Genomic DNA, 22955 nt, shown 5'->3' with positions numbered 1-22955 from the left:
CCGGGATACGGGCCGGCGCCGGGGGGCAACGCCATGACCCTCCTCCTCGAACCCTTCACCTATTCCTACATGGTCAACGCCATGTGGGTGTCGGCGCTGGTGGGTGCCGTGTGCGCCTTCCTCTCGGCCTTCCTGATGCTCAAGGGCTGGTCGCTGATCGGCGATGCCCTCTCCCATTCCATCGTGCCGGGCGTGGCGGGGGCCTACATGCTGGGGCTGCCCTTCTCGGTGGGGGCCTTCTTCGCCGGGGCGCTGGCGGCGGGGGCGATGCTGTTCCTTCAGGAGCGGACCAAGCTGAAGGAGGATGCGGTCATCGGCCTCATCTTCACCTCCTTCTTCGGGCTCGGCCTGTTCATGGTTTCGCTGTCGCCGACGTCTGTGAACGTGCAGACCATCGTGCTCGGCAATATCCTCGCCATCTCGCCCGCCGATACGCTGCAACTGGCCATCATCGGCTTCGTCTCGCTGGCCTTGCTGCTCGTCTTCTGGAAGGACCTGATGGTGACCTTCTTCGACGAGAGCCACGCCCGCTCCATCGGCCTGAAGCCCACCGCGCTCAAGGTGATGTTCTTCACGCTTCTCGCCGCCTCGACGGTCGCAGCCTTGCAGACGGTGGGCGCGTTCCTCGTCATCGCCATGGTGGTGACGCCGGGGGCGACCGCCTATCTCCTCACCGACCGCTTCCCCCGCCTCATCGCCCTGTCGGTGGCCATCGGCGCGACGACCTGCTTCGTCGGCGCCTATGCCTCCTATTTCCTCGATGGCGCGACGGGCGGCATCATCGTGGTGTTGCAGACGCTGATCTTCCTCCTCGCCTTCGTCTTCGCCCCCAAGCACGGCGTGCTGGCGGCGCGGCGGCAGGCGGCCGAGGCGCTGAAGGAGGGCGCGGCATGAGCCTTCTCGCCCCCTTCCAGTTCGATTTCATGCAGACCGCCCTCGTCATCGCCGCTCTGGTGGCGGTGCCCATGGCGCTGCTCTCCTGCTTTCTGGTGCTGAAGGGCTGGTCGCTGATGGGGGATGCCGTCTCCCACGCGGTGCTGCCGGGCGTTGTGCTGGCCTACATGGCCGGCCTGCCGCTGGCTTTCGGCGCCTTCGTGGCGGGTATGGTCTGCGCGCTCGGCACGGGCTATCTCAAGGCCAACAGCCGGGTGAAGGAAGACACGGTGATGGGCGTGGTCTTCTCCGGCATGTTCGGGCTGGGGCTGGTGCTCTACACCAAGATCCAGACCGACGTGCACCTCGACCACATCCTCTTCGGCGACATGCTGGGCGTGAGCTGGGGCGACATCGCCGAGAGCGCGATCATCGCCGGGCTCGTGACGCTCGTGCTGCTGGCCAAATGGCGCGACCTGCTGCTGAACGCCTTCGACCCCGCGCAGGCGAAAGCGGTGGGGCTTCACACCGGCCTCCTGCACTACGGCCTGCTAGTGATGCTTTCGCTGACAATCGTCGCGGCGCTCAAAGCCGTGGGCATCATCCTCGCCGTGGCGCTGCTCATCGCGCCGGGGGCCATCGCGTTTCTCGTGACGAAGCGGTTCGGCTGGATGCTGGTGACGGCGGTTCTGGTGGCCGTCTCCTGCTCGCTCGCCGGCGTCTACCTCTCCTTCTTCCTCGACTCGGCGCCCGCCCCGACCATCGTGCTGCTGATGACGGGCGTGTTCATCGCGGCGTTCGTGGGCGTGCGGGTGAAGGCGCGGCGGGTGGAGGCGGCGCCGGTCTTTACAATCGAAAATGAACCCAGCTGCGGAACAATAAGCGATTCTGAACGTCTCTAATCGCTGTCACATAAAAAACCAGCTTCCGTCAGTCTTCCGATGCGGTCCGCGCTCTTTGAAGCGCGATCTCCATGGCGGCGATCTCCGCGTCAGACAATTCATCGAATTGGCGACGTTTTGCCTGAGACAGCCGGCCGCCGTTCTGCAGCATGAGACGGATCAGGAGCGAGGCACGGCGGTCCGGCATGTCAACGATGTCCCGCACCGCCTCAAGCGCCCGATCGAAGACCGCAAGGAAGCCGAGTTCTTCCTTCAAATCGATGCGGACCGTATCGATGACCCGGTCATAGAGGTATTCGGCGAACCGCGTCGCATCGAAATAGCGGAAGAGAGACGCCGTGTCATTGCGGACGATGATCTCGCGCTCCGCCGTCCATCCCCAGTCGGTGAAGGCGAGAAGCGGTTGTGAGAAACTCTCAAGAACCTCGTCATAGCCGCGCTGGTCCCGGACGATCGCCGCCGATACCGGAAAGATCACGCCGCCGGGGGTAAACCCCGTCCGGCTCAGCACATGGTGGATCAAGAAACGGTGAATGCGCCCGTTGCCGTCCTCAAACGGATGGATGAAGACAAATGCGAAGGCTGTGACGGCCGCCGCGACCACCGGGTCCACGCCAGGACCCATGACACGCCTAGCAGCCTCCATCCATCCCCCCATCAGCAAGGGCACATCCTGCGGACGGGGGCAGATGAAATGGACGTCCTCGCGGAAGTCCACGGTCATCGAGCCGACGAAATTCTGGAAGTCGCGCCAGTCGCGCGCCGCATACCGCGGATCGACGATGGCGTTCTGGAGGTCCACGATCGCCGCCTTGCTACCGGCATCGAAGCTTGCTCCTCGGCGCAGAGCGGCGACGAAGCGTTCCGCACGCTGGGGGCTCGGGCTTTCACCCTCAATGGCGAATGATGATCGCGTTTCCTTCGTGTAGAGGTAGCTGACCGCACGGGCGAGCAAGGCAGGGTCGTAACTTGCCACCAGTTCCCGCGCCTCCTCATCAATGCGGAGCGCCATCCTCTCCGCAAGCCGGGACGTGCGGCGCACGATCGGGCAGAAGGCGGGCGTGCCGAGCAGATTGTCGGCCACGCGCTGGCGCGGCGAATTTCGCCGCGCCCCGGTGATGTGCTTGTCTTCATCCAGCGCGAACACGTAATTACCTGCCGTCGCGTCGGGCAGGTCCAGCCGACAGCCGAGAAAATGCTCGTAGAAAAACCAAGCGCGGCGCGCATAGGCTCCCGTCGGCTCGGCGCGGACCCAAGCCTCGATCGTCTCTGGCCCCATAGCAGCCATCGCGCCGACAAGGACGCGCAGGTCGAGAGGCTCGTAGCGCAGGGCAAAGCGCAAATTGGCAACGGGATCGTCACCCGTGGCGTAGGAGCGCGGATAAAACTCCGTCGTACGGTCGCCGGACGTTTCAGTGCGGCGCGCACCAGCCACGACATAGCTTTCTGTGCAGGGAGCCGGAACACGCACATCGAAAAACGCGCGCAACCACGCTTGGCCGATGCGTCGGCCAGCCAGCATTTCGTGGTTTTCGGCTTGGGCATCGCTCATGCAAAACGCCTTAACATGATGCGAATATGATTACAATTTTTGTATTCTGTACAAAAATGAATATTTTCTGCTCGACACTCATCGAGCGGCCCTGCCCTTGACGCCCCACCCCCTCAGGCGTAACCCCATCCGTGGGACACCTCCCCCCAACGGGAGGCGCCCATCTGTAAGGATGGACCACATGACGACGAATCCTGCTCCGGCCACGCGTCCGGAAAACCCCAATTTTTCCTCCGGCCCCTGCGCCAAGCGTCCCGGCTGGACGCTGGAAGGGCTTTCCGACGCCCCGCTCGGCCGCTCGCACCGTGCCAAGGTCGGCAAGGTGAAGCTGAAGGAAGCCATCGACCTCACTCGTGAGGTGCTGGAAGTCCCGGCCGACTACCGCATCGGCATCGTCCCCGCTTCCGATACCGGCGCCGTGGAAATGGTGCTGTGGTCCGTGCTCGGCGCGCGCCCGGTGGACATGCTGGCCTGGGAAAGCTTCGGCGAGGGCTGGGTGACGGATGTCGTCAAGCAGTTGAAGCTCACCGACGCCCGCGCGCTGACCGCCCCCTATGGCGAACTGCCGGACCTCAAGAGCGTCGATTTCACCCACGACGTGGTCTTCACCTGGAACGGCACCACCTCCGGCGTCATGGTGCCGGACGCGGACTGGATCCCGGCCGACCGCGAGGGCCTGACCATCTGCGACGCCACCTCGGCGGCGTTCGCGCAGAAGCTCGATTTCGCCAAGCTCGATGTGGTCACCTTCTCCTGGCAGAAGGTGCTCGGCGGCGAGGCGGCCCACGGCATGCTCATCCTCTCCCCCCGCGCGGTGGAGCGGCTGGAGAGCTACAAGCCCGCGTGGCCCCTGCCCAAGATCTTCCGCATGACCAAGGGCGGCAAGCTCATCGAAGGCATCTTCGAGGGCGAGACCATCAACACCCCGTCCATGCTGTGCGTCGAGGACTATCTCGATGCGCTCAAGTGGTCGAAGAACATCGGCGGCCTCTCGGCGCTGCAGGAGCGGTCCAACCGCAACTTCGAGGCCATCGCCCAGTGGGTGCACCGCACGGCGTGGGTGGATTTCCTCGCCACCGATCCGGTGACGCGCTCCAACACCTCGGTGTGCCTGAAGGTGGTGGATGCGGACGTGACCGCGCTCCCTGCCGACGCGCAGGCGGCCTTCGCCAAGGCCATCGCCTCGGGCCTCGAGAAGGGCGGCATCGCCTACGACATCGGCGCCTATCGCGATGCCCCTCCCGGCCTGCGGATCTGGTGTGGAGCGACCGTCGAACGCGCCGACGTGGAAGCCCTGACCCACTGGCTCGACTGGGCCTTCAACGAGGCGAAGTCCGCGCTGCCCAAGGCCGCGTGATTTCGGCCGCGTGATTTCGATCGGATGACTGCGGCGGCCTGCGCCGCCTCCTGAACATCGTCATGCCCGGGTTTGTCCCGGGCATCCACGTCGAGCCGCCGGCGCCACGGCCGAAGGTGCGCCCGGACCATCCACGTGGATGGCCGGGACAAGCCCGGCCATGACGGCTGCGCGCGCGGTTCGGCTCATCCGCACCATTCCGGAGCCCATCCCATGGCACCCCGCGTTCTCATCTCCGACAAGCTCTCCCCCGCCGCCATCCAGATCTTCAAGGACCGCGGCGTCGAGGTGGATTTCCAGCCCGACCTCGGCAAGGACAAGGACAAGCTGGCCGAGATCATCGGCAATTATGACGGCCTCGCCATCCGCTCGGCCACCAAGGTGACGCCGAAGATCCTGGAGAAGGCCAACCGCCTCAAGGTCATCGGCCGCGCCGGCATCGGCGTCGACAACGTGGACCTGCCGGCCGCGACCGCCAAGGGCGTGATCGTGATGAACACGCCGTTCGGCAATTCCATCACCACCGCCGAGCACGCCATCGCGATGATGTTCGCCCTCGCCCGCGAGATCCCGGCGGCGGATGCCTCCACCCAGGCCGGCAAGTGGGAGAAGAACCGCTTCATGGGCGTCGAGGTGACGGGCAAGACCCTCGGCATCATCGGCTGCGGCAACATCGGCTCCATCGTCGCCGAGCGCGGCGTGGGGCTGAAGATGAAGGTCATCGCCTTCGACCCCTTCCTCTCGCCCGAGCGCGCCCTCGACCTCGGCGTGGAGAAGGTGGAGCTGGACGACCTCCTCGCCCGCGCCGATTTCATCACGCTGCACACGCCCCTCACCGAGAAGACCAAGAACATCCTCTCGGCCGAGAATCTCGCCAAGACCAAGAAGGGCGTGCGCATCATCAATTGCGCCCGCGGCGGACTGGTGGACGAGGAGGCGCTGCGCGCGGCGCTCGACTCGAAGCACGTGGCCGGCGCCGCCTTCGACGTGTTCACCATCGAGCCGGCGGAGACCAACCCGCTGTTCGGCCATCCCAACGTGGTGTGCACGCCCCACCTCGGCGCCGCCACCACCGAGGCGCAGGAGAATGTCGCGCTGCAGGTCGCCGAGCAGATGAGCGACTATCTCCTCACCGGCGCCATCTCCAATGCGGTGAACTTCCCCTCCATCACCGCGGAAGAGGCGCCGAAGCTGAAGCCCTTCATCGAGCTGGCGGAAAAGCTCGGCTCGTTCGCCGGCCAGCTCACCGACACCGACATCAAGACCGTGCGCATCATCTATGAGGGCGCGGTTGCGGACCTGAAGGTGAAGGCGCTGACCTCTGCCGCCGTGGCCGGCCTGCTGCGCCCGGCGCTGGCCGACATCAACGTCGTCTCCGCCCCCTCCGTCGCCAAGGAGCGCGGCGTTGTCATCGAGGAGACCACCCGCGCCGCCACCGGCGACTATGAGAGCCTCATCACGGTGACGGTCGTGACGGAGCAGTTCGAGCGCTCGGTCTCCGGCACGGTGTTCGCGGACGGCCATCCGCGCATCGTCAACATCAAGGGCATCAAAGTGGATGCCGAGTTCGCCCCCGCCATGGTCTATGTGACCAACGAGGACAAGCCCGGCTTCATCGGCCGCTTCGCCGGCCTGCTCGGCGATGCGGGCATCAACATCGCCACCTTCGCCCTCGGCCGCGACCATGCGGGCGGCGATGCCATCGCGCTGGTGGCGGTGGATGGTGCGGTGCCCGCCGAGCTGCTCGCCAAGGTGCAGGCCCTGCCGCAGGTGAAGGCGGCCAAAGCCCTCGCGTTCTGAGGGCACTCGCCTTCTGAGCCTGACGCCGAAAAAGCAGAAGCCCCGTCCGGCCGGACGGGGCTTCTTTCGTTTCAGGCAGATCACGCCGCGTGCTTCACGTCCGTCCCGCCGCCGGTGCGCCAGAGGGAGAAGAGGATGCCTGCGGCGATCATGGCCACCGTCACGCCCAGCGAGATGGCCGGGTCCACCTTGCCGAAGAAGTGGCTCCAGAAGATCTTGCCGCCGATGAAGACGAGCACGCCGGCCAGCGCGTACTTCAGGTGCGAGAAGCGGTGGACCATGGCAGCCAGCGCGAAGTAGAGGGCGCGCAGGCCGAGGATGGCCATGATGTTGGCGGTGAACACGATGTAGGTGTCCGTGGTGATGGCGAAAATCGCCGGCACCGAATCCACCGCGAACACGAAGTCCGCGATATTGATGACCACGAGGGCGAGGAACAGCGGCGTCGCCCACAGCACGGCCTTGCCGGTGACCGGATGGGGCTGGCGCACGAAGAAGCGCTCGCCGTGCAGCTCGGGCGTCACCCGCATGCGCTTGGTGAGGAAGCGCAGCGCCTTGTTCTGCGAGATGTCCGTCTCGCCTTCGCTGGCGAACAGCATCTTGATGCCGGTGACGACAAGGAACGCGCCGAACAGCAGCAGCACCCAGTCATAGGACTGCACCAGCGCCGCACCCACGCCGATCATCAGCCCGCGCAGCACCAGCACGGCGATGATGCCCCACACCAGCGCCCGGTATTGATAGGCGCGGGGAATGGCGAAGTAGCTGAAGATCAGCGAGATGACGAAGACGTTGTCGATGGAGAGCGCCTTCTCGATGGCATAGCCGGTGAAGTATTGCATGCCGGCCTGCGTCCCCATGGAGGCCCAGATCCAGCCGCCGAACACGGCCGCGACCGCAATGTAGAAGACGGAGAGCCTGAGGCTTTCGGCGATGCCGATTTCCCGCGAGTCGCGGTGGAGCACGCCGAGGTCGAAGGCGAGCAAAGCGAAGACGATGGCGAGGAAGCCGAGCCAGAGCCAGAGCGGCTTGCCGGCGACATCGAGGAAGAGAAGAGTGATCAGCTGGTCCATGGCACGGTCCTGTCAGTGGCCTGCGGCGACCGCCCGAGAGGATCAGGGCGCCGGGCAGGAAACCGGATAGGAGGACCGACATGGCGGGCGGGCACGGACCCGGCCTGCCCCGGGCAGCTGGGACAGGCCGGGCCGCATCCGCGCCCGTCAGAGGGGCCCGGACCTCGCGTGTTGAGGGAATGGGGCCGGGCGCCCAAGGGCGCGCGGGAGTTTTGCGCACGGGCGTTAGGCGCGCGGGACGGGTGCCGCCTATCTCGCCGGCTTGAGAGGAATTTCGGCCCACCTCTTGCGGCGGACCACCACGACGCGGGCCATGTCGGCCCCCTCCCGGCGCAGATATTCGATCTGGTCGCGCAGGCGGAGCTTCATCTTCTTCAGCGCGAGCACGCGGGTGCGATCGGGCTCGGGCCGCGTCTGCTCGGAGGAAATCTCCTCCTCGATCAGGCTGTGGCGCGTCGTCAGCGATTTCATGAACTGGTCCACGACAACCTCCTTTCGATGGAGAAAGGATGGGGCCGGACGCTTGATAGCTCCAATCCATAGTCGCTATATTCATTATAGCTCTGGACTATGAAACCGCCATGCCCTTCCGGCCGCGCCATCGCCAGCTCGAATATGTGGTCGCCCTTGCCGAGACCGGGCACTTCGGCGCGGCGGCCAAGCGCTGCCACGTCTCCCAGCCGACGCTCTCCGTGCAGGTGGCCCTGCTGGAAGAGCAGCTCGGCACGCCGCTGTTCGACCGCACGCGCGGCCGCGTGATCCCCACCGCCGTCGGCGAGCGGATCATCGCCTCGGCCCGTGCCGTGCTTCAGGCGCTGGACGATATCGTCGCCACCGCCGCCACCGGGGCGGACAATCTCGGCGGACTGATCCGGCTGGGCGTCGCGCCCACCTTCGGGCCGTATTTCCTGCCCCACCTGTTGCCGGTGCTGCACCGGCGCTACCCCGGCCTCCAGATCTACATCCGCGAGGAGCGCCCCTCGGTGATCGAGCGGGAAGTGACAGCCGGCAATCTCGATTGCGGCCTCGGCCCGCAGCCTTTGTCCGGCTCGGTGCTCACCTTCCGCCGCCTGTGCCGGGAAGCCATCTATCTCGGCGCCGCCAAGGACCATCGCCTCGCGGACGGCGCCAGCGTGGAGATCGCCCAGCTCAAGGGCGAGCGGCTGCTGACCCTCGGGCGCGGCCATCAGCTGTTCGAGAGCGCGCGGACGCTCGCCGCCGCCTCCGGCGCCCAGGTGCGGGAGGATTACGAGGGCACCAGCCTCGATGCCCTGCGCCAGATGGTCATCATGGGCATGGGCCTGTCGCTCTTCCCCGAGCTTTACGCGCGCTCGGAATTCCGCGTGCAGGACCACATCGCCCTGCTCACGGTGGAAGGCTGGCCGGCGACGCGGGACATGGGCTTCTTCTGGCGCGCGGGCAACAACCGCGCCACCCATTTCGACCAGCTGGCGCGAGAGAGCGAGGGCACCTGCCGGGAGCTCGGCCTCGAACCCGGCTGACGGCCCCCCCCAACGGCGTGCGGCCCACCCGGGGGAAGCGGGCGGGCCGTCACCCCTCGCCCGGGCGGGGGCGGGGCGAGGCGGCGCGCGGCCTGGCGAACGGCCGCGCCTCCGTTTGGGGAGGAGGGATGGGAGCCGATCAGCGGCGCAGCAGGGCAGACACCTCGCGGCGCAGGCGATCGGCATAGCCCGCCACATGATCGGCGATTGACCGCACGCCCACCGCCGCGCGGCGGATGTCGGAGGCGGCATGGGAGACGCCGTCGATGCTTTCGCTGACGGCGCGCGAGGTGGACGACTGCTGCGCCATGGCCGCGGACAGCTCCACGAACAGGTCGCCGAGGTTGGAAATGCTGCGGGTGATGTCGGACACCGCCTCGACGGCGACGCCGCCGTCCTGCTGCACCTGCTCCACCTGATGGCGGATGTCCTGCGTCGCCTTGGCGGTCTGCAGAGCCAGCGCCTTCACCTCCTGCGCCACCACCGCGAAGCCCTTGCCCGCCTCGCCCACGCGTGCCGCCTCGATGGTGGCGTTGAGCGCGAGCAGATTGGTCTGGGCCGCGATCTTCTCGATCAGGGTGGTGACATTCCCGATGCGGCCGACGCTGGTGGCGAGGCTCTCCACCAGTTCGTTGGTGCGCACGGCGCGCTGGGTCGCTTCCTGCGACATGGTGGTGGCACGCTCGATCTGGTGCGAGATGCCGGTGAACGAGGCGGACATCTCCTGCGCCGCCGTTGACACGGCGGTGGACATCTCCTCGGTCCGCTCGGTGAGCTGGAGCAGTTCGGCGGAGGCCGATTGGCCGGCCTCGGAGGTCTGTGTCATCTCCTGGCCGACCGCGGTCACGCCCTCGGCGGTGGCGACGGCGGCCGTCACCACGTCCCAGGTCAGCATGGGGCCGTCATAGCTGCCATCGGCCTTGAAGATGGCCGAGACACGCAGGTCCAGCGTCTCCGGCCCCACCCGGATGCGCGCGTTGTGCGGCAGGTTCGCCGGATCGGCGAGGAGGCCGCGCTGGTGCGCGGGGTGCTTGTGGAACACGTCGATGGACGTGCCCAGCATCTGGTCGGCCTTGACCTTCAAATGGGAGTCGATGCGTCGCAGGGTGTCGATGCTGGTGCGGTTCAGATAGTCGATGACCAGCGTCTCGCGATCGCAGGTCATGATGTTCACCGGCATGTTCTCCATCATCTGCTGGAGCCGCTGCGTGCGGGCCTCTAGGGCGGCGCGGGCGGTGTCGGCGCGCAGCGTGACCATCACATGGGCGATGACGCCGTGCCGGTCCCGCAGGGCCGAGAGGATCACGGCCAGCGTCTCGCCGGCCACCGCGAGGGTCATCTCGCGCGGCAGGAGACCGGGCTCGGCGATATGGCGGCCGAGATCCGCCAGCGCCGGATGAAGCGCGCCGAGGGGCATCCCCTGAAGCCCCGCCGGGGATGCGGCGAGGCCCGAGGCGACGGCGTTCAGGAGTTCGATAGCCGCCGCATTGGCCTGCACCACGGCGAGGCCACGGCCCTCGCACAGCAGCACACCCCATGGCAGAGCCGCCATCAGCTGCGCCGCCATGCCGGTGGCCACCGTGCCGAATTCCCTGGCTGCCCTATCTCGCCCGGAATGCAGGGGCTCGGGCCTGGCCCGCAGCGCGCTTGCCGTCATGCTGTTCGTCCTGTCCTCGGCGGCGATGCCGCGCCGCTTCAGCGCCGCCCTGTGCAGCGCGCGATGCCAGCAAAGGGCTAGGCCGCGTAGCTTGCCCGAAGCTGGGGCGGGCCGACTGACGCTGCGTCGCCAACAGGACTTTCACGTTTGTGCGATGCACATGGCGGGCCGGGTGTGGCCCATGCGCCACCCCCCACCGGCGCGAAGATGCTAGATCAGGGAAATGGCTGGGTAGCCCCGCCCAAGGTTGGGCTTCAACCTTCGGGCGTTAACCTTAACGCCACCTTATCCGGCTTCAATGCAACGGAGCGCAGACAGGAAACTGAAGCGCGGCGTCGTGCGTTGTGTGCGTCGTAGGGTCTCGCATCGTCTGAGTGGTCAAAGCATGCCTCGGTTCCTGCCCCGGTTGTTCCCGAAGGTTCTGGTCAAGGCTTCCCGAGCTACGGCCGAAATGGTGAAGGGTGCCGACGTGCCCGTGATCGGCCGCCGCCTGTTCGTCATGGGCGCGCCGCTGGCGCTGGCCGCGTGCGTCACCAATCCGCCGCCGGCTCCGCTGAGCCGCGCGAACATGATGTACGGCCCGGTGGACGGCGAGCCCTTCCCGGTGGACGCGGTGGACCTCTCCGAAGTGGACCCCAAGTGGCTGCGGCAGGAGGTTCCGGCCCCCGCCGGCTACGCGCCCGGCACCATCGTGGTCGATATCAACGAGCGCTTCCTCTACCTCATCGGCCGCAACGGCACGGCGATCCGTTACGGCGTGGGCGTCGGCAAGCAGGGCTATTCGTTCCGCGGCTGGGCCACCATCAAGCGCAAGGAGAAGTGGCCCCACTGGACGCCCACCGCCAACATGGTGCGCCTCCAGCCCGCGCGTTATGGGCCCTACCAGGCCGGCCTGCCGGGCGGCGAGACCAATCCCCTCGGCCCGCGCGCGCTCTATCTCTATGACGGCGACCGCGACACCATGTTCCGCATCCACGGCACCATCGAGCCGTGGAGCATCGGCCAGCAGGTGTCCTCGGGCTGCATCCGCCTGCTCAACCAGGACATCATCGACCTCTACGAGCGTGTCCCGCTCGGCACCCGGGTCTATGTGAAGGGCTGAAGCCGCGGCACCTGAACGCCCGACGATTCCCGCCGTCGTCATCGCCCGCCTCGTGCGGGCGGTCCATTGTTGGGCACGAAGGGTGTCAGATCACTGAAAGGTGGACGAGCGGATGGCGCGGGGGGCCGGCACTGCCCTGCGAGAATGATTTGCTGCCCTACCCGCCCGCCGCCCGGGGCAGCAGGCGGTAGAGCTGGGCGGCGCCGTCGATGATCTGGAAGCGGTTGCGCGCCTGCGAGAATTCAAGGTTCTCGCGGGTCCCGATGCACAGGAAGCCGCCGCGCACGAGGCTCTGGGCGAAGCGTGCCAGCACCTTGTCCTGCAACGGCGTGGTGAAATAGATCAGCACGTTCCGGCACAGGATGAGATGGGCCTCGCAGAACACCCCGTCGGTGACGAGGTTGTGCTCAGCGAAGGTGACGTTGGCGGTGAGCTTCTGGTCGAGCTTCATCAGCTCGTAGCGGGCGTGGAAATAGTCCGAGAAGCTTCCCGCCCCGCCCGCCGCGCGATAGCGCCGGCCCGCCTCGCGCGCCTCCTGAAGGGGGTAGATTCCCTCCGCCGCGCGGTCGAGGGCGGCCTTCGAGATGTCGGTGGCGAAGATGCGGGTGCGCTCGTAGAGCCCCGCCTCGGTGAGCAGGATGGCGAGGGAATAGATCTCCTCCCCATGGGCGCAGCCGGCCTGCCAGATGTTGATCTCCGGATAGGAGGCGAGCAGCGGGAACACCCGCTCCTTCAGCGCCAGGAAGACGTGCGGATCGCGGAAGAACTCCGACACCGGCACCGAGAGGCCGGCGATGATGTCCGGCAGCCGCTCGGGCGCGTGCAGCATCCGGGTGGTGAGGTCCGAGACGGTGGCGGCGCCGAAGCCGGTGGCGAGGTTGCGCACCCGCCGCGTCAGGGAGGCCTTGCCATAGTCGCGGAAATCGTAGCCGTAGCGGCGGTATAGCGCCTCCACGAAGAGATCCACCTCGATGGTCTCCAGCGCCAGCGCATCCCGCGCCTCCGCGGCCGAACCCGGGGGCGGCGGATCGTCCGGCGCGTCGATGTCCCCCGTCATTGCGCGGCGAGCCAGGTGCGGATCATGGTCAGCAGCTTCGGCACGTCCACGGGCTTGGCGAGATAATCGCTGGCGCCGGCGGCGAGGCACTTCTCGCGGTCGTCCTTCATGGCCTTGGCGGTGAGGGCGATGACCGGCAGCTTGGCGAAGCGCGGCTGGGCGCGGATCTGCGCCATCGCCTCGTAGCCGTCCATCACCGGCATCATCACGTCCATCAGCACGATCTCGATATCCGGCTGCTCGTCGAGCTGCGCCAGCGCCTTGGCGCCGTCCTGCGCCAGCACCACGTTGACGCCGCGCGCGCGCAGCACCTTGGCGAGAGCGTAGATGTTGCGCATGTCGTCGTCGACCAGCAGCAGCTTGCGGCCTTCGAGATCCCCGTCCGGATTGGCCGCGAGCTGTTCCGGCTCGCGCTGCACCGAGTGGAGGAACAGCGACACCTCGTCCAGCAGACGCTCGGGCGAGAGGGCGCCCTTCACCACGATGGCGTCGGTGAAGGCGCGCAGCTTCATGCGCTCCTCGGTGGTGAGGTCGCGGCCCGAATAGACCACCACCGGCACATGCCTGCCGCCCCCGGCGAGGCGCTCGATCAGCTCGAAGCCGGACATGCCGGGCAGACCAAGATCGAGCACGATGCAGTCGAGATCGCCCTGCGCCACCACCTCCAGCGCCTCCTCGGCGCTCCCCGCCTCGACGATCTGCGCCTTCTCACGGGCGAGCAGGGTGCGCACCGCGTGGCGGGCGGCGGCGTCGTCGTCCACCACCAGCACGCGGCGGGGACGGTCTGCGGAATAATGGGTGAGGAGGCCGAGCGCCTCGGACAGCTGGTCCGCGCTCACCGGCTTGGTGAGGAAGCCCACGGCGCCGAGGTCGCGACCGCGCCGGCTCTCGTCCAGCGCCGAGACGAAATGCACCGGGATATGGCGGGTGGCGGGATCGGCCTTCAGCCGCTCGATCACCGTCCAGCCGTCGAGGCCGGGCAGCATCACGTCGAGCAGGATGCCGGTGGGCTTGTAGGTGCGGGCGAGGGCGAGGCCGCTGCCGCCGTCGCCGGCCGCCAGCGCCAGATAGCCCTTGCGCCGCACCAGCCCCACCAGCGTGCGGGCGAACACCGGATCGTCCTCCACCACCAGGATCACGGTGGCGCCGGGGGTGAGGCGGTCGCGGTCGTCCTCCACGCTCACCGCGGGAACGGGCGGCAGGCCGGAGAGCCCGGCCGCCTCGCGCTCCTGCCGGGTCGTGTCGAAGGCCACCTGCCGGGCATCCATCGCCGGCTGGGGCACGGGCGCGGGGATGGGCGCCGCCTCCCCGTCCTCGTCCGGCAACGGCTCGCCGACCGGAATCTCCAGGGTGAAGGTGGAGCCCTGCCCGAGCGCGCTTTCCACGGTCACGCTGCCCCCCAGCAGCCGGGCGAGGCGCTGGGTGATGGCGAGGCCGAGGCCGGTGCCGCCGAACTGGCGGCGGGTGGAGGCGTCCACCTGCTCGAACGCCTCGAAGATGGCGTCGAGCTTGTCCCCGGGAATGCCGATGCCGCTGTCGGCCACCGCCACCCTCAGGATCTTGCCCGCCTCGTCCTTCGAGAAGGTCACGGAGACCCGGCCCTGCATGGTGAACTTCAGCGCATTGCCGACGAGGTTGGTGAGGATCTGGTCGAGCTTGCCGGGATCGGTGAAGACCATGTCCGGCGCGTCGGCGACGGAGACCGCGAGGCGGAGCCTGCGCTCCTGCGCGAGACGCCGGAAGTTGCGCTCCAGCCGCTGCGCCACGCTCGCGATCTTCACCGGCTCGTGCACCACCTCCATCTTGCCGGCCTCGACCTTGGAGAGATCGAGGATGTCGTTGATGAGGCGCAGCAGGTTCGATCCGGACGAGTGGATGATGCTCGCCGCCTCCACCTGGTCGGCATCGAGATTGCCGGTGCGGTTCTCGGCGAGATCCTGGGAGAGGATGAGCAGGCTGTTGAGCGGCGTGCGCAGCTCGTGGGACATGTTGGCGAGGAACTGGGACTTGTACTCGTTGGCCCGCAGCAATTCCTCGGCCCGCGCCTCCATCTGCTGGTTCAGTGCCTCCAGCAGCTCCTTCTGCTCCGTCATCTCCTGCGAGGAGCGGCGCAGCACGTCGTTGGAGGCCTGCAGCTCGTCCGCCTGCACCCTCAGCTCCTCCTCGGAGGCGGCGAGGCGCAGCGAGCGCTCGTGCAGTTGCTCGTTGGTGGCGCGCAGCTCTTCCTGCTGGGTGCGCAGCTCCTCCTCGGCGACGCGCAGCTCCTGCGCCTGCTTCTGGCTCTGCTCCAGCAACTCGCGGGTGCGGGCGGCGCGGACGAGATTGTCGAGGGAGAGGGCGACGAGCGGCGCGACCTCGTGGAGCAGCCTGCGGGCGCGGTCCTCCAGCGGTGCGAGCAGCGCCAGCTCGATGACGCCGAGCAGGCGCTTCTTGAGCACCAGCGGCACCGCGACCACGGAGTGCGCCGACGCCTCCCCGGTGCCGGTGCGGATGCGCAGATGGTCGGCCGGCACGGGAGAGAGGACGATGGTCTTCCTCTCCAGGGCGCACTGGCCGACGAGCCCTTCGCCGATGCGCACGCGGGTGGACAGGTGCCGCCGCTCGGAAAACGCGTAGCTGCCGACCAGTTCCAGTGCCTCCGCGTCCGGCCCGGCCGCCTCGTCATGGGCGTAGAACACGCCGACACCCGCGCCGAGCAGCGGCGCAAGCTCGGTCAGCAGCACGTCGGCGAAGGCGCGCGGCTCCTCCTGCGCCTGGAGGCGGGCGGCGATGGTGTTGAGCCCGCTCTTCACCCAGTCGGTGTCGTGCGCCGCGATGGAGGTCGCCTTGAACACCCGGAGCGCGCGGGCCAGCGTGCCCACCTCGTCCTTGCGCTCGGCGTAGGGCACCTCGATGGTGTGGTCATGCTCGGCGAGGCGCGTCATCAGCTCGGCGAGGCGGCGCAGCGGGATGGCCATGAAAACCGCGCCGAGGAACACGCCCGCCACCGCGACCAACAGCGTCGCCACCAGCGCGATGACATCGATGGCGCCGACGATGGCCTCGGCCCGGTCGAGGTCGGCCTGGGCGCTGACGATCTCGGCGGATGCGGCGGCGCTCAGTTCATCGATGGCACCGATGATGCCGCGATTGCCCTCCTCGCTCGTTTCAGCGGCGAGGAAAACGCGCAGGGCCGCATCGATCGCGGCGGGGTCGCCCTTCTCCGCCGCCGCCAGCAGGGGCGCCGCCACCGCGTCGCTCCAGCGCCCGGCAATGCGCGAGGCCCGCTCGGCGAGGGGCAGGAGCGAGGGCTCGCCCGTCACCGCCGTCCGCAGGGCCGCAAGCTTCTCGCCGGTGAGCGCGGTCGACGCCGAAAGCCGGGCCTTGAGGCCGCGGGGATCGGCGAGCGCGGTGCGCATGCTCTCGAGCTGGCGGCGATTGAAGGCGCGCGTCGCCTCGGCCGCGAGCAGGCTGACCTGGCGGATCTCCTCCACCCGGGCTTCCTGCGTCTTCGCCATGCGGGCCGTCACCCAGTTGGCGCCGAGCAGCAGGGCGAACATGGAGATGAGGAGTCCGACGATCAGCCCGGCCTTGGCCTGCATGCCGAGATTGGCGAACCACGACCGTTCGGTCAGATTTTCCAGCATTCCCCGCGACCCCTTCCGACCCCGCCGCAGAATGCATAGGCGGGGGTGAAGAAGGATTGAAGAGGAAAATCAGGCCCGGCCGCCCGGCCGCCTCAGCGCTGGGCCATGCTCCGCCGCGCCGAGAGCGTCGCCAGCGCGATGCCGGAGATGACCAGCGCATAGCCCGCGAGGTGGTACCAGGCCATGGTCTCGCCGAGGAAGACGATGGCGAGCGCCGTGCCGAACACCGGCAGGAGGTGCAGGAACGGCGCCGCCGCATTCGCGCCCACCAGTTCCACCCCCCGGTTGAAGAACAGGTAGGCCACCAGCGACGGCCCGGTCATCACGTAGGCCAGGGTGAAGAAGGTCACATGGTCCAGCGGCAGCACCTGGCCGTGGAGATATTCCCAGAGCGCGAAGGGCGCGAGCAGCAGCGAGCCCAGCGCCATGATGACGGCGAGGAAGGACAGCGGCCCGAGCGGCGGCCGCTTGCGCAGGATCGCCGCGTAGAAGGCGTAGATCACCAGCGCGATGATGATGACCACGTCGCCGATATTGGGCTTGAGATGGAGGAAGGTGTCGAGGTCGCCGTGGCTGATGATGACCATCACGCCCACGAGGGACGTAATGACCCCTGCCGCCTGGCCGAGGCTGAGCTTTTCCCGGAACAGCACGAAGGTCCACACCGCCACCAGAAGCGGCGCCGTGGACTGCACCAAGAGGCCGTTCACCGCCTGCGTATATTGCAGGCCGTAGTAGCTCATGGCGTTGTAGCAGGCGATGCCGGTGGCCGCGAGCAGCACGAGGAACGGCAGGTTCCTGCGGATGATCGGCGCATCGCGGACGATCTGCTTCCAGGCGAACGGCAGCAGGATGAGCGTCGCGCCGATCCAGCGCACCATGGCAAGCGTGATGGGCGGGATGTGCCCGGCGATGTAGCGCCCCACCACGAGGTTGATGGCCCACAAAAGGGCCACCAGGGTCAGGAGCACATAGGGGGCATCGTAAAGCGCGAAACGGCTGGGGCGGACCGGAGTGGCGGACATGTCTTCTCCCGAGGCGCACCTGTGCGATGCGCCATGTGATGACCTGTTGGCCGGGAGTGCCGTCCGTCCCCTCTTATTGTAACGGCCTGCGGGCCCCTTCCTCTAACCCGAGGGGAGCCATGAGGGAAATCGAATTTCACTGTGTGAAGCATCACAATGGGTGATGACTCAGGCGGTGTCGTGAGATGTTTCGGCCGCGGCCGAAAGGTCAGCGGCCCAGCAGGCGGTTGAGGGTGCCGTCCTGGATCAGCTGGTAGCTGGTCGGGTTGTCGGCGCACAGGCCGGAGCCGCATTCCAGGATGGTGGAGACGCCGTTCGCCAGCGCCAGCAGCAGCACCAGCACGATCGCGGCGGTGCCGAGCAGCGGGCGATGAAGCGGCGCGCCTTCCGGCCGCCGCTCGAACTGGCCGTCGAACAGCAGCAGCACGGCCGAGCCGAGCACGCACACGCCGAACAGCACCAGCGCCCAGGCATAGAAGTGCAGGCCGAAGAAGGCATCGCCATAGGCGCCCTCGCCGGGGATGATGTGCAGCAGCGTCTGCCGGGTGGAGACCGCCCCGCCCGCCAGCGACGACAGGATCATGATGGCGTAGTGCGAGGGGCGCGGGCCGAACTTCACGTTCAGCGCCAGCCCGGCGGCGACGCAGACGAAGCCGGCCCGCTGCAAGAGGCAGAGCGGGCATGGCAGGTCATTGAACACGAGCTGATCGAAGAAGGCGGCGATGAGCACCGCCGACACGGCGAGGAGGCCGAGCGCGTTGAGCACCCGGAAGCGGTCCGCGAGGGTGAGGCCGGTGTCCATGGCGTCCCTCACAGCGCGATGTTGAGCGGATCGGTGACGTGCAGGCGGAACAGCACCAGCATGGTCGCCACCGAGAGCACCCAGAGCGCGAGCGCGGCCATGCGCTGGCCCATGAGCGTCGCCGCGAGGGCGAGGAACACGCCGAAGAACGGCAGCGACATCATGGCTTCGGCCCCCCGGCCCGCACCGGCGCGGATGTGCGATTCGATGCGGACCGAGGGTAGCTGAGCCCTGGCCCAGCGTCACGCTGCGGCGCGGAACTCCACCCCGTTGCCGGAGGGGTCGACGACCCGCAGCGCGCCGTCATCGGACGGCTGCGTCGCCACGCCCGCCGCGGCGAGGCGGGCGGCCAAGGCCGCGAAGGCATCGGCGGCCAGCGTCACGGTGAAATGGTCGAGCCCCACGGTTCCCGCCGCCGGCACCGGGGCGCCGCCCGACTGCCAGACGTTCAGCCCCACATGGTGGTGATAGCCATCCGCGCTCACGAACAGAGCGCCGGGATAGCGGGCCATGATGGAGAGCCCCACCGTGTCCACCCAGAATCGCTTCGCCGCGTCGAGGTCGTTCACCTTGAGATGGACGTGGCCCATGTCGGTGCCGGCCGGGGCGGGACCGCCCGCCGCCTTCGCCTCGCGGGCGAGGGCCTGGAGATCGAGCGGCAGGGTCTGCATGGCGATGGAGCCATCGGGCTGCGTCGGCCATTCCGCGCGCGGCAGGTCGCGATAAATCTCCACGCCGTTGCCGTCCGGGTCGTCCACATAGAGCGCCTCGCTCACCAGATGGTCCGAGCCGCCGAGGCGCAGGCCGGCCCCATGCAGCGCGAGCAGCCGCGCGGCGAGGCTGGCGCGGTCCGGCACGCGGAGCGCCATGTGGAACAGGCCGGGCGCCCGGCGCGGGGCCGGCGGGGCCGAAGGACGGGAAAGGATCTCCACCAGCGGCCTGCCACCCGCGCCGAGCACGGTCGCCTCGCCCTCGGCCAGTACCTCAAGGCCGAGAAGGTCGCGGTAGAAGGCGATCAGGCGGCCGGGGTCGGGGCTGGCGAGGCTGACGGCACCGAGCACGAGGTCGTGCGGCGCGGTCCCGGCGGACAGGTCGGTGGTGGGGGTGGAATGGGGGCCGGTCGAGCCGGCGGGGGCGGCGAAGGTCATGGTGAGGCTCCTTGGCGCCGGGCGGGGTCTGTGCCCTGCCCGGCTGGGCGTTGTCCCAAATATGGACACGGCCCACGCAAGGCGCCATTGCGCAGATGCAAGCAAAGGCTGGCGTCTCAGCCCTCGAACCACTCTTCCGAGACCTTGCGCAGCTTGCCGCGGCGCCATTCGTAGATCTGGGTGCAGCGCATGAAGCGCTCCGGGTTCGGCCGCGTGCAATAGGCCGAGTGGGAGAAGACGATCACCTGCGGCCGCCCGCCGCCCTTCGGCGCGATGACGTCGAAGCCCCGCGCGCCCCGGTCGAAGGCGCGGGTCCAGCGGCCGGGGCCGGTGGAGATGAAGAGGATGTGGCGGAAGCCGTCGGAGCCGATCCAGGGCGTGATGCCGCCGTCGCATTCCATGGCGTGGGTGTCGATGAGATAGTCCGGCCGGCCGTCCGGCGAGACGTTCACCACGTCAAAGACAGTCTTGGGGTTCCATTTGGGCGTTCCCTCTTCCGCCCGACAGGCCGCCTCCAGCTCCTTCACCGCCTTGGCCACCACCTTCGGCAGCCCGGCATAGGGATTGGAGGCGGGAGCCGCGGCCACGAGCGCGGGCGCGGTAGCGTCGGCTGAAGCGGGTGGGGGCGCGGCAGGTGGTGCAGCGGCGGGTGGAGGCGGCGCCTCGGCCGCCCATGCGATGCCGGTCGCGCCCAGCCCCATGGCCGCACAGAATGCCGCGACGAGAACCGTCCTCATGCTCGCCCCCATGCCGGGCCCCAGAGCCCGGACAGGGGACAATCTAGAACCGCGCGCCGCCGGATTGAACAGGCCGCGCCCGGTGCATCACGCGTGGATCACGCCGCCTTCTGGGCCTCGCGGTCCACGATGGTCACGATGTCCGCCATGATCCGGTTCAGCTCGAAATTCTTCGGCGTGTAGACGGCGGCGACGCCGAAGCCCTTGAGCTGGGCCTCGTCCTCCGGCGGGATGATGCCGCCCACCACCACCGGCACGTCGGAGAGGCCTTCCGCCCGCATCCGCTCCATCACGTCGCGCACCAGCGGCACGTGGGAGCCGGAGAGGATGGAGAGGCCCACCACGTGGACGCTCTCCTCCAGCGCGGCGTTGACGATCTCGGCCGGGGTCAGGCGGATGCCCTCGTAGACGACTTCCATGCCGCAATCGCGGGCGCGCACCGCGATCTGCTCGGCGCCGTTGGAATGGCCGTCGAGGCCGGGCTTGCCGACCAGGAACTTGATGCGGCGGCCGAGCTTCTCAGAGACCGCATCCACATTCTTGCGCACCTCCTCGAGGCCCTGCGTGTCCACGCGGGCGGCGCGGCCGACGCCGGTGGGGGCGCGGTATTCGCCGAACACCTCGCGCAGGCAGGTGCCCCACTCGCCCGTCGTCACGCCCGCCTTGGCGCAGACGATGGAGGGCTCCATGATGTTGCGGCCTTCCTGCGCCGCGCTCTTGAGGTCCGCCAGCGCCGCCTCAACGGCCTTCGCATCGCGGGCCTCGCGCCACGCCTGAAGCCGCGCGATCTGCTCGGCCTCGACGCCCTCCGGCACGGTGAGGATGGCGCCTTCGCCCGTGGTGAGCGGCGAGGGCTCGCTCTCGGTCCAGCGGTTGACGCCCACCACCACCTGATCGCCGCGCTCGATATTCTCGAGGCGCCGGGTGTTGGACTCCACCAGCTGCTGCTTCATGTAGGAATTCTCGATGGCCGCGACGGCGCCGCCCATGCCCTCGATGCGGGCCAGCTCCTCGCGCGCCTCGGCCTTCAGCTCCTCCACCTTCTTGGCGATCTCGGTGGAGCCGTCGAAGATGTCGCCGTATTCGAGAAGGTCGGTCTCGTAGGCCACCACCTGCTGCATGCGCAGCGACCATTGCTGGTCGAACGAGCGCGGCAGACCCAGCGCCTCGTTCCAGGCGGGGAGCTGCACCGCGCGGGCGCGGGCCTTCTTGGAGAGGGTGACGGCCAGCATCTCCAGGAGGATGCGGTAGACGTTGTTCTCGGGCTGCTGCTCGGTGAGGCCGAGGGAGTTCACCTGCACGCCGTAGCGGAACAGCTTCTGCTTGGCGTCGGTGATGCCGTAGCGGTTGACGCAGATCTCGTCCCAGAGGTCCACGAACGCGCGCATCTTGCACATCTCGGTGATGAACCGCATGCCCGCGTTCACGAAGAAGGAGATGCGCCCCACCACCTCGCCGAACACGGCGCCTTCCGCCTCGCCCGACTTCTTCACCGTGTCGAGGATGGCGATGGCGTTGGCCAGCGCGAAGGCCAGCTCCTGCACCGGCGTCGCCCCGGCTTCCTGCAAATGGTAGGAGCACACGTTCATCGGGTTCCACCGGGGCAGATGCTCGGTGGTGAAGATGATGGTGTCCTTGGTGAGCCGCATGGAGGGCGCAGGCGGGAACACATAGGTGCCGCGCGAGAGGTATTCCTTGATGATGTCGTTCTGCGTCGTGCCCTGGAGCCGGGTGCGGTCCGCGCCCTGCTCGTCGGCCGTGGCGATGTAGAGCGAGAGCAGCCACGCCGCGCAGGCGTTGATGGTCATGGAGGTATTCATCTCGGCGAGCGGGATGCCCTGGAACAGGGTGCGCATGTCGCCGAGGTGGGAGATGGGAACGCCGACCTTGCCCACTTCCCCGCGGGCGAGGGGATGGTCGCTGTCGTAGCCGGTCTGGGTCGGCAGATCGAAGGCGACGGAGAGGCCGGTCTGTCCCTTGGCGAGGTTGGAGCGATAGAGCTTGTTGGATTCCGCGGCGGTGGAATGCCCCGCGTAGGTGCGGAAGAGCCAGGGTTTGTCGCGGAGCACCATTTCCTAATCCCCATCCATCGCTTTTGGATATTTGCCGCGATTGTGCGTCGCAATGCGCGCGCCGTCGATGGGAAATTTTTCCAATACCGGAGGGCGGCGGCCCCGCGCAGGGCGCCCCGAATCGGGCGCCCGTCTCAACCGTCGCGCCGAACGCATTGATTGTATTTCTAAATAATTTCTCGTTTTGATTGCATTGATGCTAGCCTTCCACCCGTTTCGGATCCGGGGGGACTGGGGTGCGGCAGGTGGTGGTTCTCATGGCGGCGCTGGCGACCGCCGCATGCGCGAAATCGGCCGACAAGGTCTCGGCGGCCTATGTCTCGCCGATGCAGTTCCAGAGCTACAGCTGCCAGCAGCTCGCGCAGGAAGCCGAGCGCATATCGGCCCGCGCCATCGCCCTGACCGGAGCGCAGAACAACCGGGCGACCAGCGATGCGGTGGCGACCACCGTGGCCGTGGTCATCTTCTGGCCCGCCGCCTTTCTGGTCGGCGGCGACGATGCGCAGACCGCGGAACTGGCGCGGCTCAAGGGCGAGATGGACGCCATCGAGCAGGTCTCGATCCAGAAGAAATGCGGCATCTCCTTCCAGCGTGAGGACGCCCAGAAGGCCTCCTGAAACGCGCCGCGAAATCGCGCGCCCGCCCGGCCCATGCTGCCCCGGAACGATGG

Annotated in this window: 19 protein-coding genes; 7 read left to right on the top strand and 12 right to left on the bottom strand. The window is 68.0% G+C overall.

The genetic code is table 11. The features are described 5' to 3' along the window. Positions 1-33: 33 nt before the first annotated feature. Together EJ105_RS01730 and EJ105_RS01725 are read left to right on the top strand one after the other, a co-directional pair. On the top strand, positions 34-894 hold the full coding sequence (locus EJ105_RS01730) for a metal ABC transporter permease (RefSeq protein WP_209486065.1): 861 nt from the start codon (positions 34-36) through the stop codon (positions 892-894). Beyond that, a complete protein-coding gene (locus EJ105_RS01725) occupies positions 891-1775 on the top strand; it encodes a metal ABC transporter permease (protein ID WP_250165065.1) in 885 nt (294 codons plus the stop codon). The genes EJ105_RS01730 and EJ105_RS01725 overlap by 4 nt, the downstream gene beginning before the upstream one ends. Before the next feature lie 28 nt (positions 1776-1803). Here the strand turns inward: EJ105_RS01725 and EJ105_RS01720 are convergent, their stop codons facing one another. After that, complete coding sequence (locus EJ105_RS01720) at positions 1804-3327, bottom strand: Fic family protein (RefSeq protein WP_250165064.1); 1524 nt, start codon at positions 3325-3327, stop codon at positions 1804-1806. A 181-nt stretch (positions 3328-3508) separates the two neighbouring features. On the opposite strand from EJ105_RS01720, the gene EJ105_RS01715 reads away from it, so the two are divergent. Both EJ105_RS01715 and serA read left to right on the top strand, forming a co-directional pair. Next, positions 3509-4684, top strand: a complete 1176-nt coding sequence (locus EJ105_RS01715) for a phosphoserine transaminase (RefSeq protein ID WP_250165063.1) — start codon at positions 3509-3511, stop codon at positions 4682-4684. 213 nt (positions 4685-4897) lie between these two features. Next, positions 4898-6484 (top strand): phosphoglycerate dehydrogenase, encoded by a 1587-nt coding sequence (gene serA / locus EJ105_RS01710; protein WP_250165062.1) that lies wholly within the window; start codon positions 4898-4900, stop codon positions 6482-6484. An 80-nt stretch (positions 6485-6564) separates the two neighbouring features. Here the strand turns inward: serA and EJ105_RS01705 are convergent, their stop codons facing one another. After that, positions 6565-7557 carry a TerC family protein gene (locus EJ105_RS01705; protein ID WP_250165061.1) on the bottom strand — a complete coding sequence of 331 codons (993 nt, stop codon included), beginning with the start codon at positions 7555-7557 and terminating at the stop codon, positions 6565-6567. A gap of 249 nt (positions 7558-7806) precedes the next feature. Continuing rightward, a complete protein-coding gene (locus EJ105_RS01700) occupies positions 7807-8040 on the bottom strand; it encodes a YdcH family protein (protein WP_024277194.1) in 234 nt (77 codons plus the stop codon). Positions 8041-8138: 98 nt separating this feature from the next. Between EJ105_RS01700 and EJ105_RS01695 the strand changes: the two genes are divergently transcribed. Beyond that, positions 8139-9059 carry a hydrogen peroxide-inducible genes activator gene (locus EJ105_RS01695; protein ID WP_250165060.1) on the top strand — a complete coding sequence of 307 codons (921 nt, stop codon included), beginning with the start codon at positions 8139-8141 and terminating at the stop codon, positions 9057-9059. A gap of 139 nt (positions 9060-9198) precedes the next feature. On the opposite strand, the gene EJ105_RS01690 is transcribed toward EJ105_RS01695, so the two are convergent. Continuing rightward, the gene (locus tag EJ105_RS01690; RefSeq protein ID WP_250165059.1) at positions 9199-10716 is read right to left on the bottom strand and encodes a methyl-accepting chemotaxis protein; all 1518 of its coding nucleotides are present in this window, start codon (positions 10714-10716) and stop codon (positions 9199-9201) included. A 451-nt stretch (positions 10717-11167) separates the two neighbouring features. On the opposite strand from EJ105_RS01690, the gene EJ105_RS01685 reads away from it, so the two are divergent. Then, complete coding sequence (locus tag EJ105_RS01685) at positions 11168-11818, top strand: L,D-transpeptidase (RefSeq protein ID WP_250165058.1); 651 nt, start codon at positions 11168-11170, stop codon at positions 11816-11818. Between the two features lie 157 nt (positions 11819-11975). Here the strand turns inward: EJ105_RS01685 and EJ105_RS01680 are convergent, their stop codons facing one another. The 8 genes from EJ105_RS01680 to EJ105_RS01640 form a co-directional block, all read right to left on the bottom strand. Next, on the bottom strand, positions 11976-12875 hold the full coding sequence (locus tag EJ105_RS01680; RefSeq protein WP_250165057.1) for a CheR family methyltransferase: 900 nt from the start codon (positions 12873-12875) through the stop codon (positions 11976-11978). Next, the gene (locus EJ105_RS01670; protein ID WP_284145257.1) at positions 12872-16501 is read right to left on the bottom strand and encodes a response regulator; all 3630 of its coding nucleotides are present in this window, start codon (positions 16499-16501) and stop codon (positions 12872-12874) included. The genes EJ105_RS01680 and EJ105_RS01670 overlap by 4 nt, the downstream gene beginning before the upstream one ends. Positions 16502-16593: 92 nt before the next feature. Next, positions 16594-17526: a DMT family transporter gene (locus EJ105_RS01665; RefSeq protein ID WP_029556803.1), complete on the bottom strand. Its 933-nt coding sequence runs from the start codon at positions 17524-17526 to the stop codon at positions 16594-16596. 208 nt (positions 17527-17734) lie between these two features. Beyond that, entirely contained in the window at positions 17735-18328 is a 594-nt protein-coding gene (locus EJ105_RS01660) for a disulfide bond formation protein B (RefSeq protein WP_250165056.1), read from the bottom strand. A gap of 8 nt (positions 18329-18336) precedes the next feature. Beyond that, positions 18337-18492 (bottom strand): DUF5993 family protein, encoded by a 156-nt coding sequence (locus tag EJ105_RS01655; protein WP_029556801.1) that lies wholly within the window; start codon positions 18490-18492, stop codon positions 18337-18339. A gap of 78 nt (positions 18493-18570) precedes the next feature. Then, positions 18571-19476 carry a VOC family protein gene (locus EJ105_RS01650; RefSeq protein WP_250165055.1) on the bottom strand — a complete coding sequence of 302 codons (906 nt, stop codon included), beginning with the start codon at positions 19474-19476 and terminating at the stop codon, positions 18571-18573. A 116-nt stretch (positions 19477-19592) separates the two neighbouring features. Beyond that, positions 19593-20213, bottom strand: a complete 621-nt coding sequence (locus tag EJ105_RS01645; RefSeq protein ID WP_250165054.1) for a hypothetical protein — start codon at positions 20211-20213, stop codon at positions 19593-19595. A 98-nt stretch (positions 20214-20311) separates the two neighbouring features. Beyond that, positions 20312-22285, bottom strand: coding sequence for a protein meaA (locus EJ105_RS01640; RefSeq protein WP_250165053.1), 1974 nt, complete (start codon positions 22283-22285; stop codon positions 20312-20314). A gap of 245 nt (positions 22286-22530) precedes the next feature. Between EJ105_RS01640 and EJ105_RS01635 the strand changes: the two genes are divergently transcribed. Beyond that, positions 22531-22902 carry a hypothetical protein gene (locus EJ105_RS01635; RefSeq protein WP_245279319.1) on the top strand — a complete coding sequence of 124 codons (372 nt, stop codon included), beginning with the start codon at positions 22531-22533 and terminating at the stop codon, positions 22900-22902. Positions 22903-22955: the final 53 nt, after the last annotated feature.

The sequence above is a fragment of the Xanthobacter aminoxidans genome (assembly GCF_023571765.1).
GTDB lineage: Bacteria > Pseudomonadota > Alphaproteobacteria > Rhizobiales > Xanthobacteraceae > Xanthobacter > Xanthobacter aminoxidans.
Note: the sequence above shows the minus strand (reverse complement) of the source record. Positions and strands in the feature narration are given on the sequence as shown.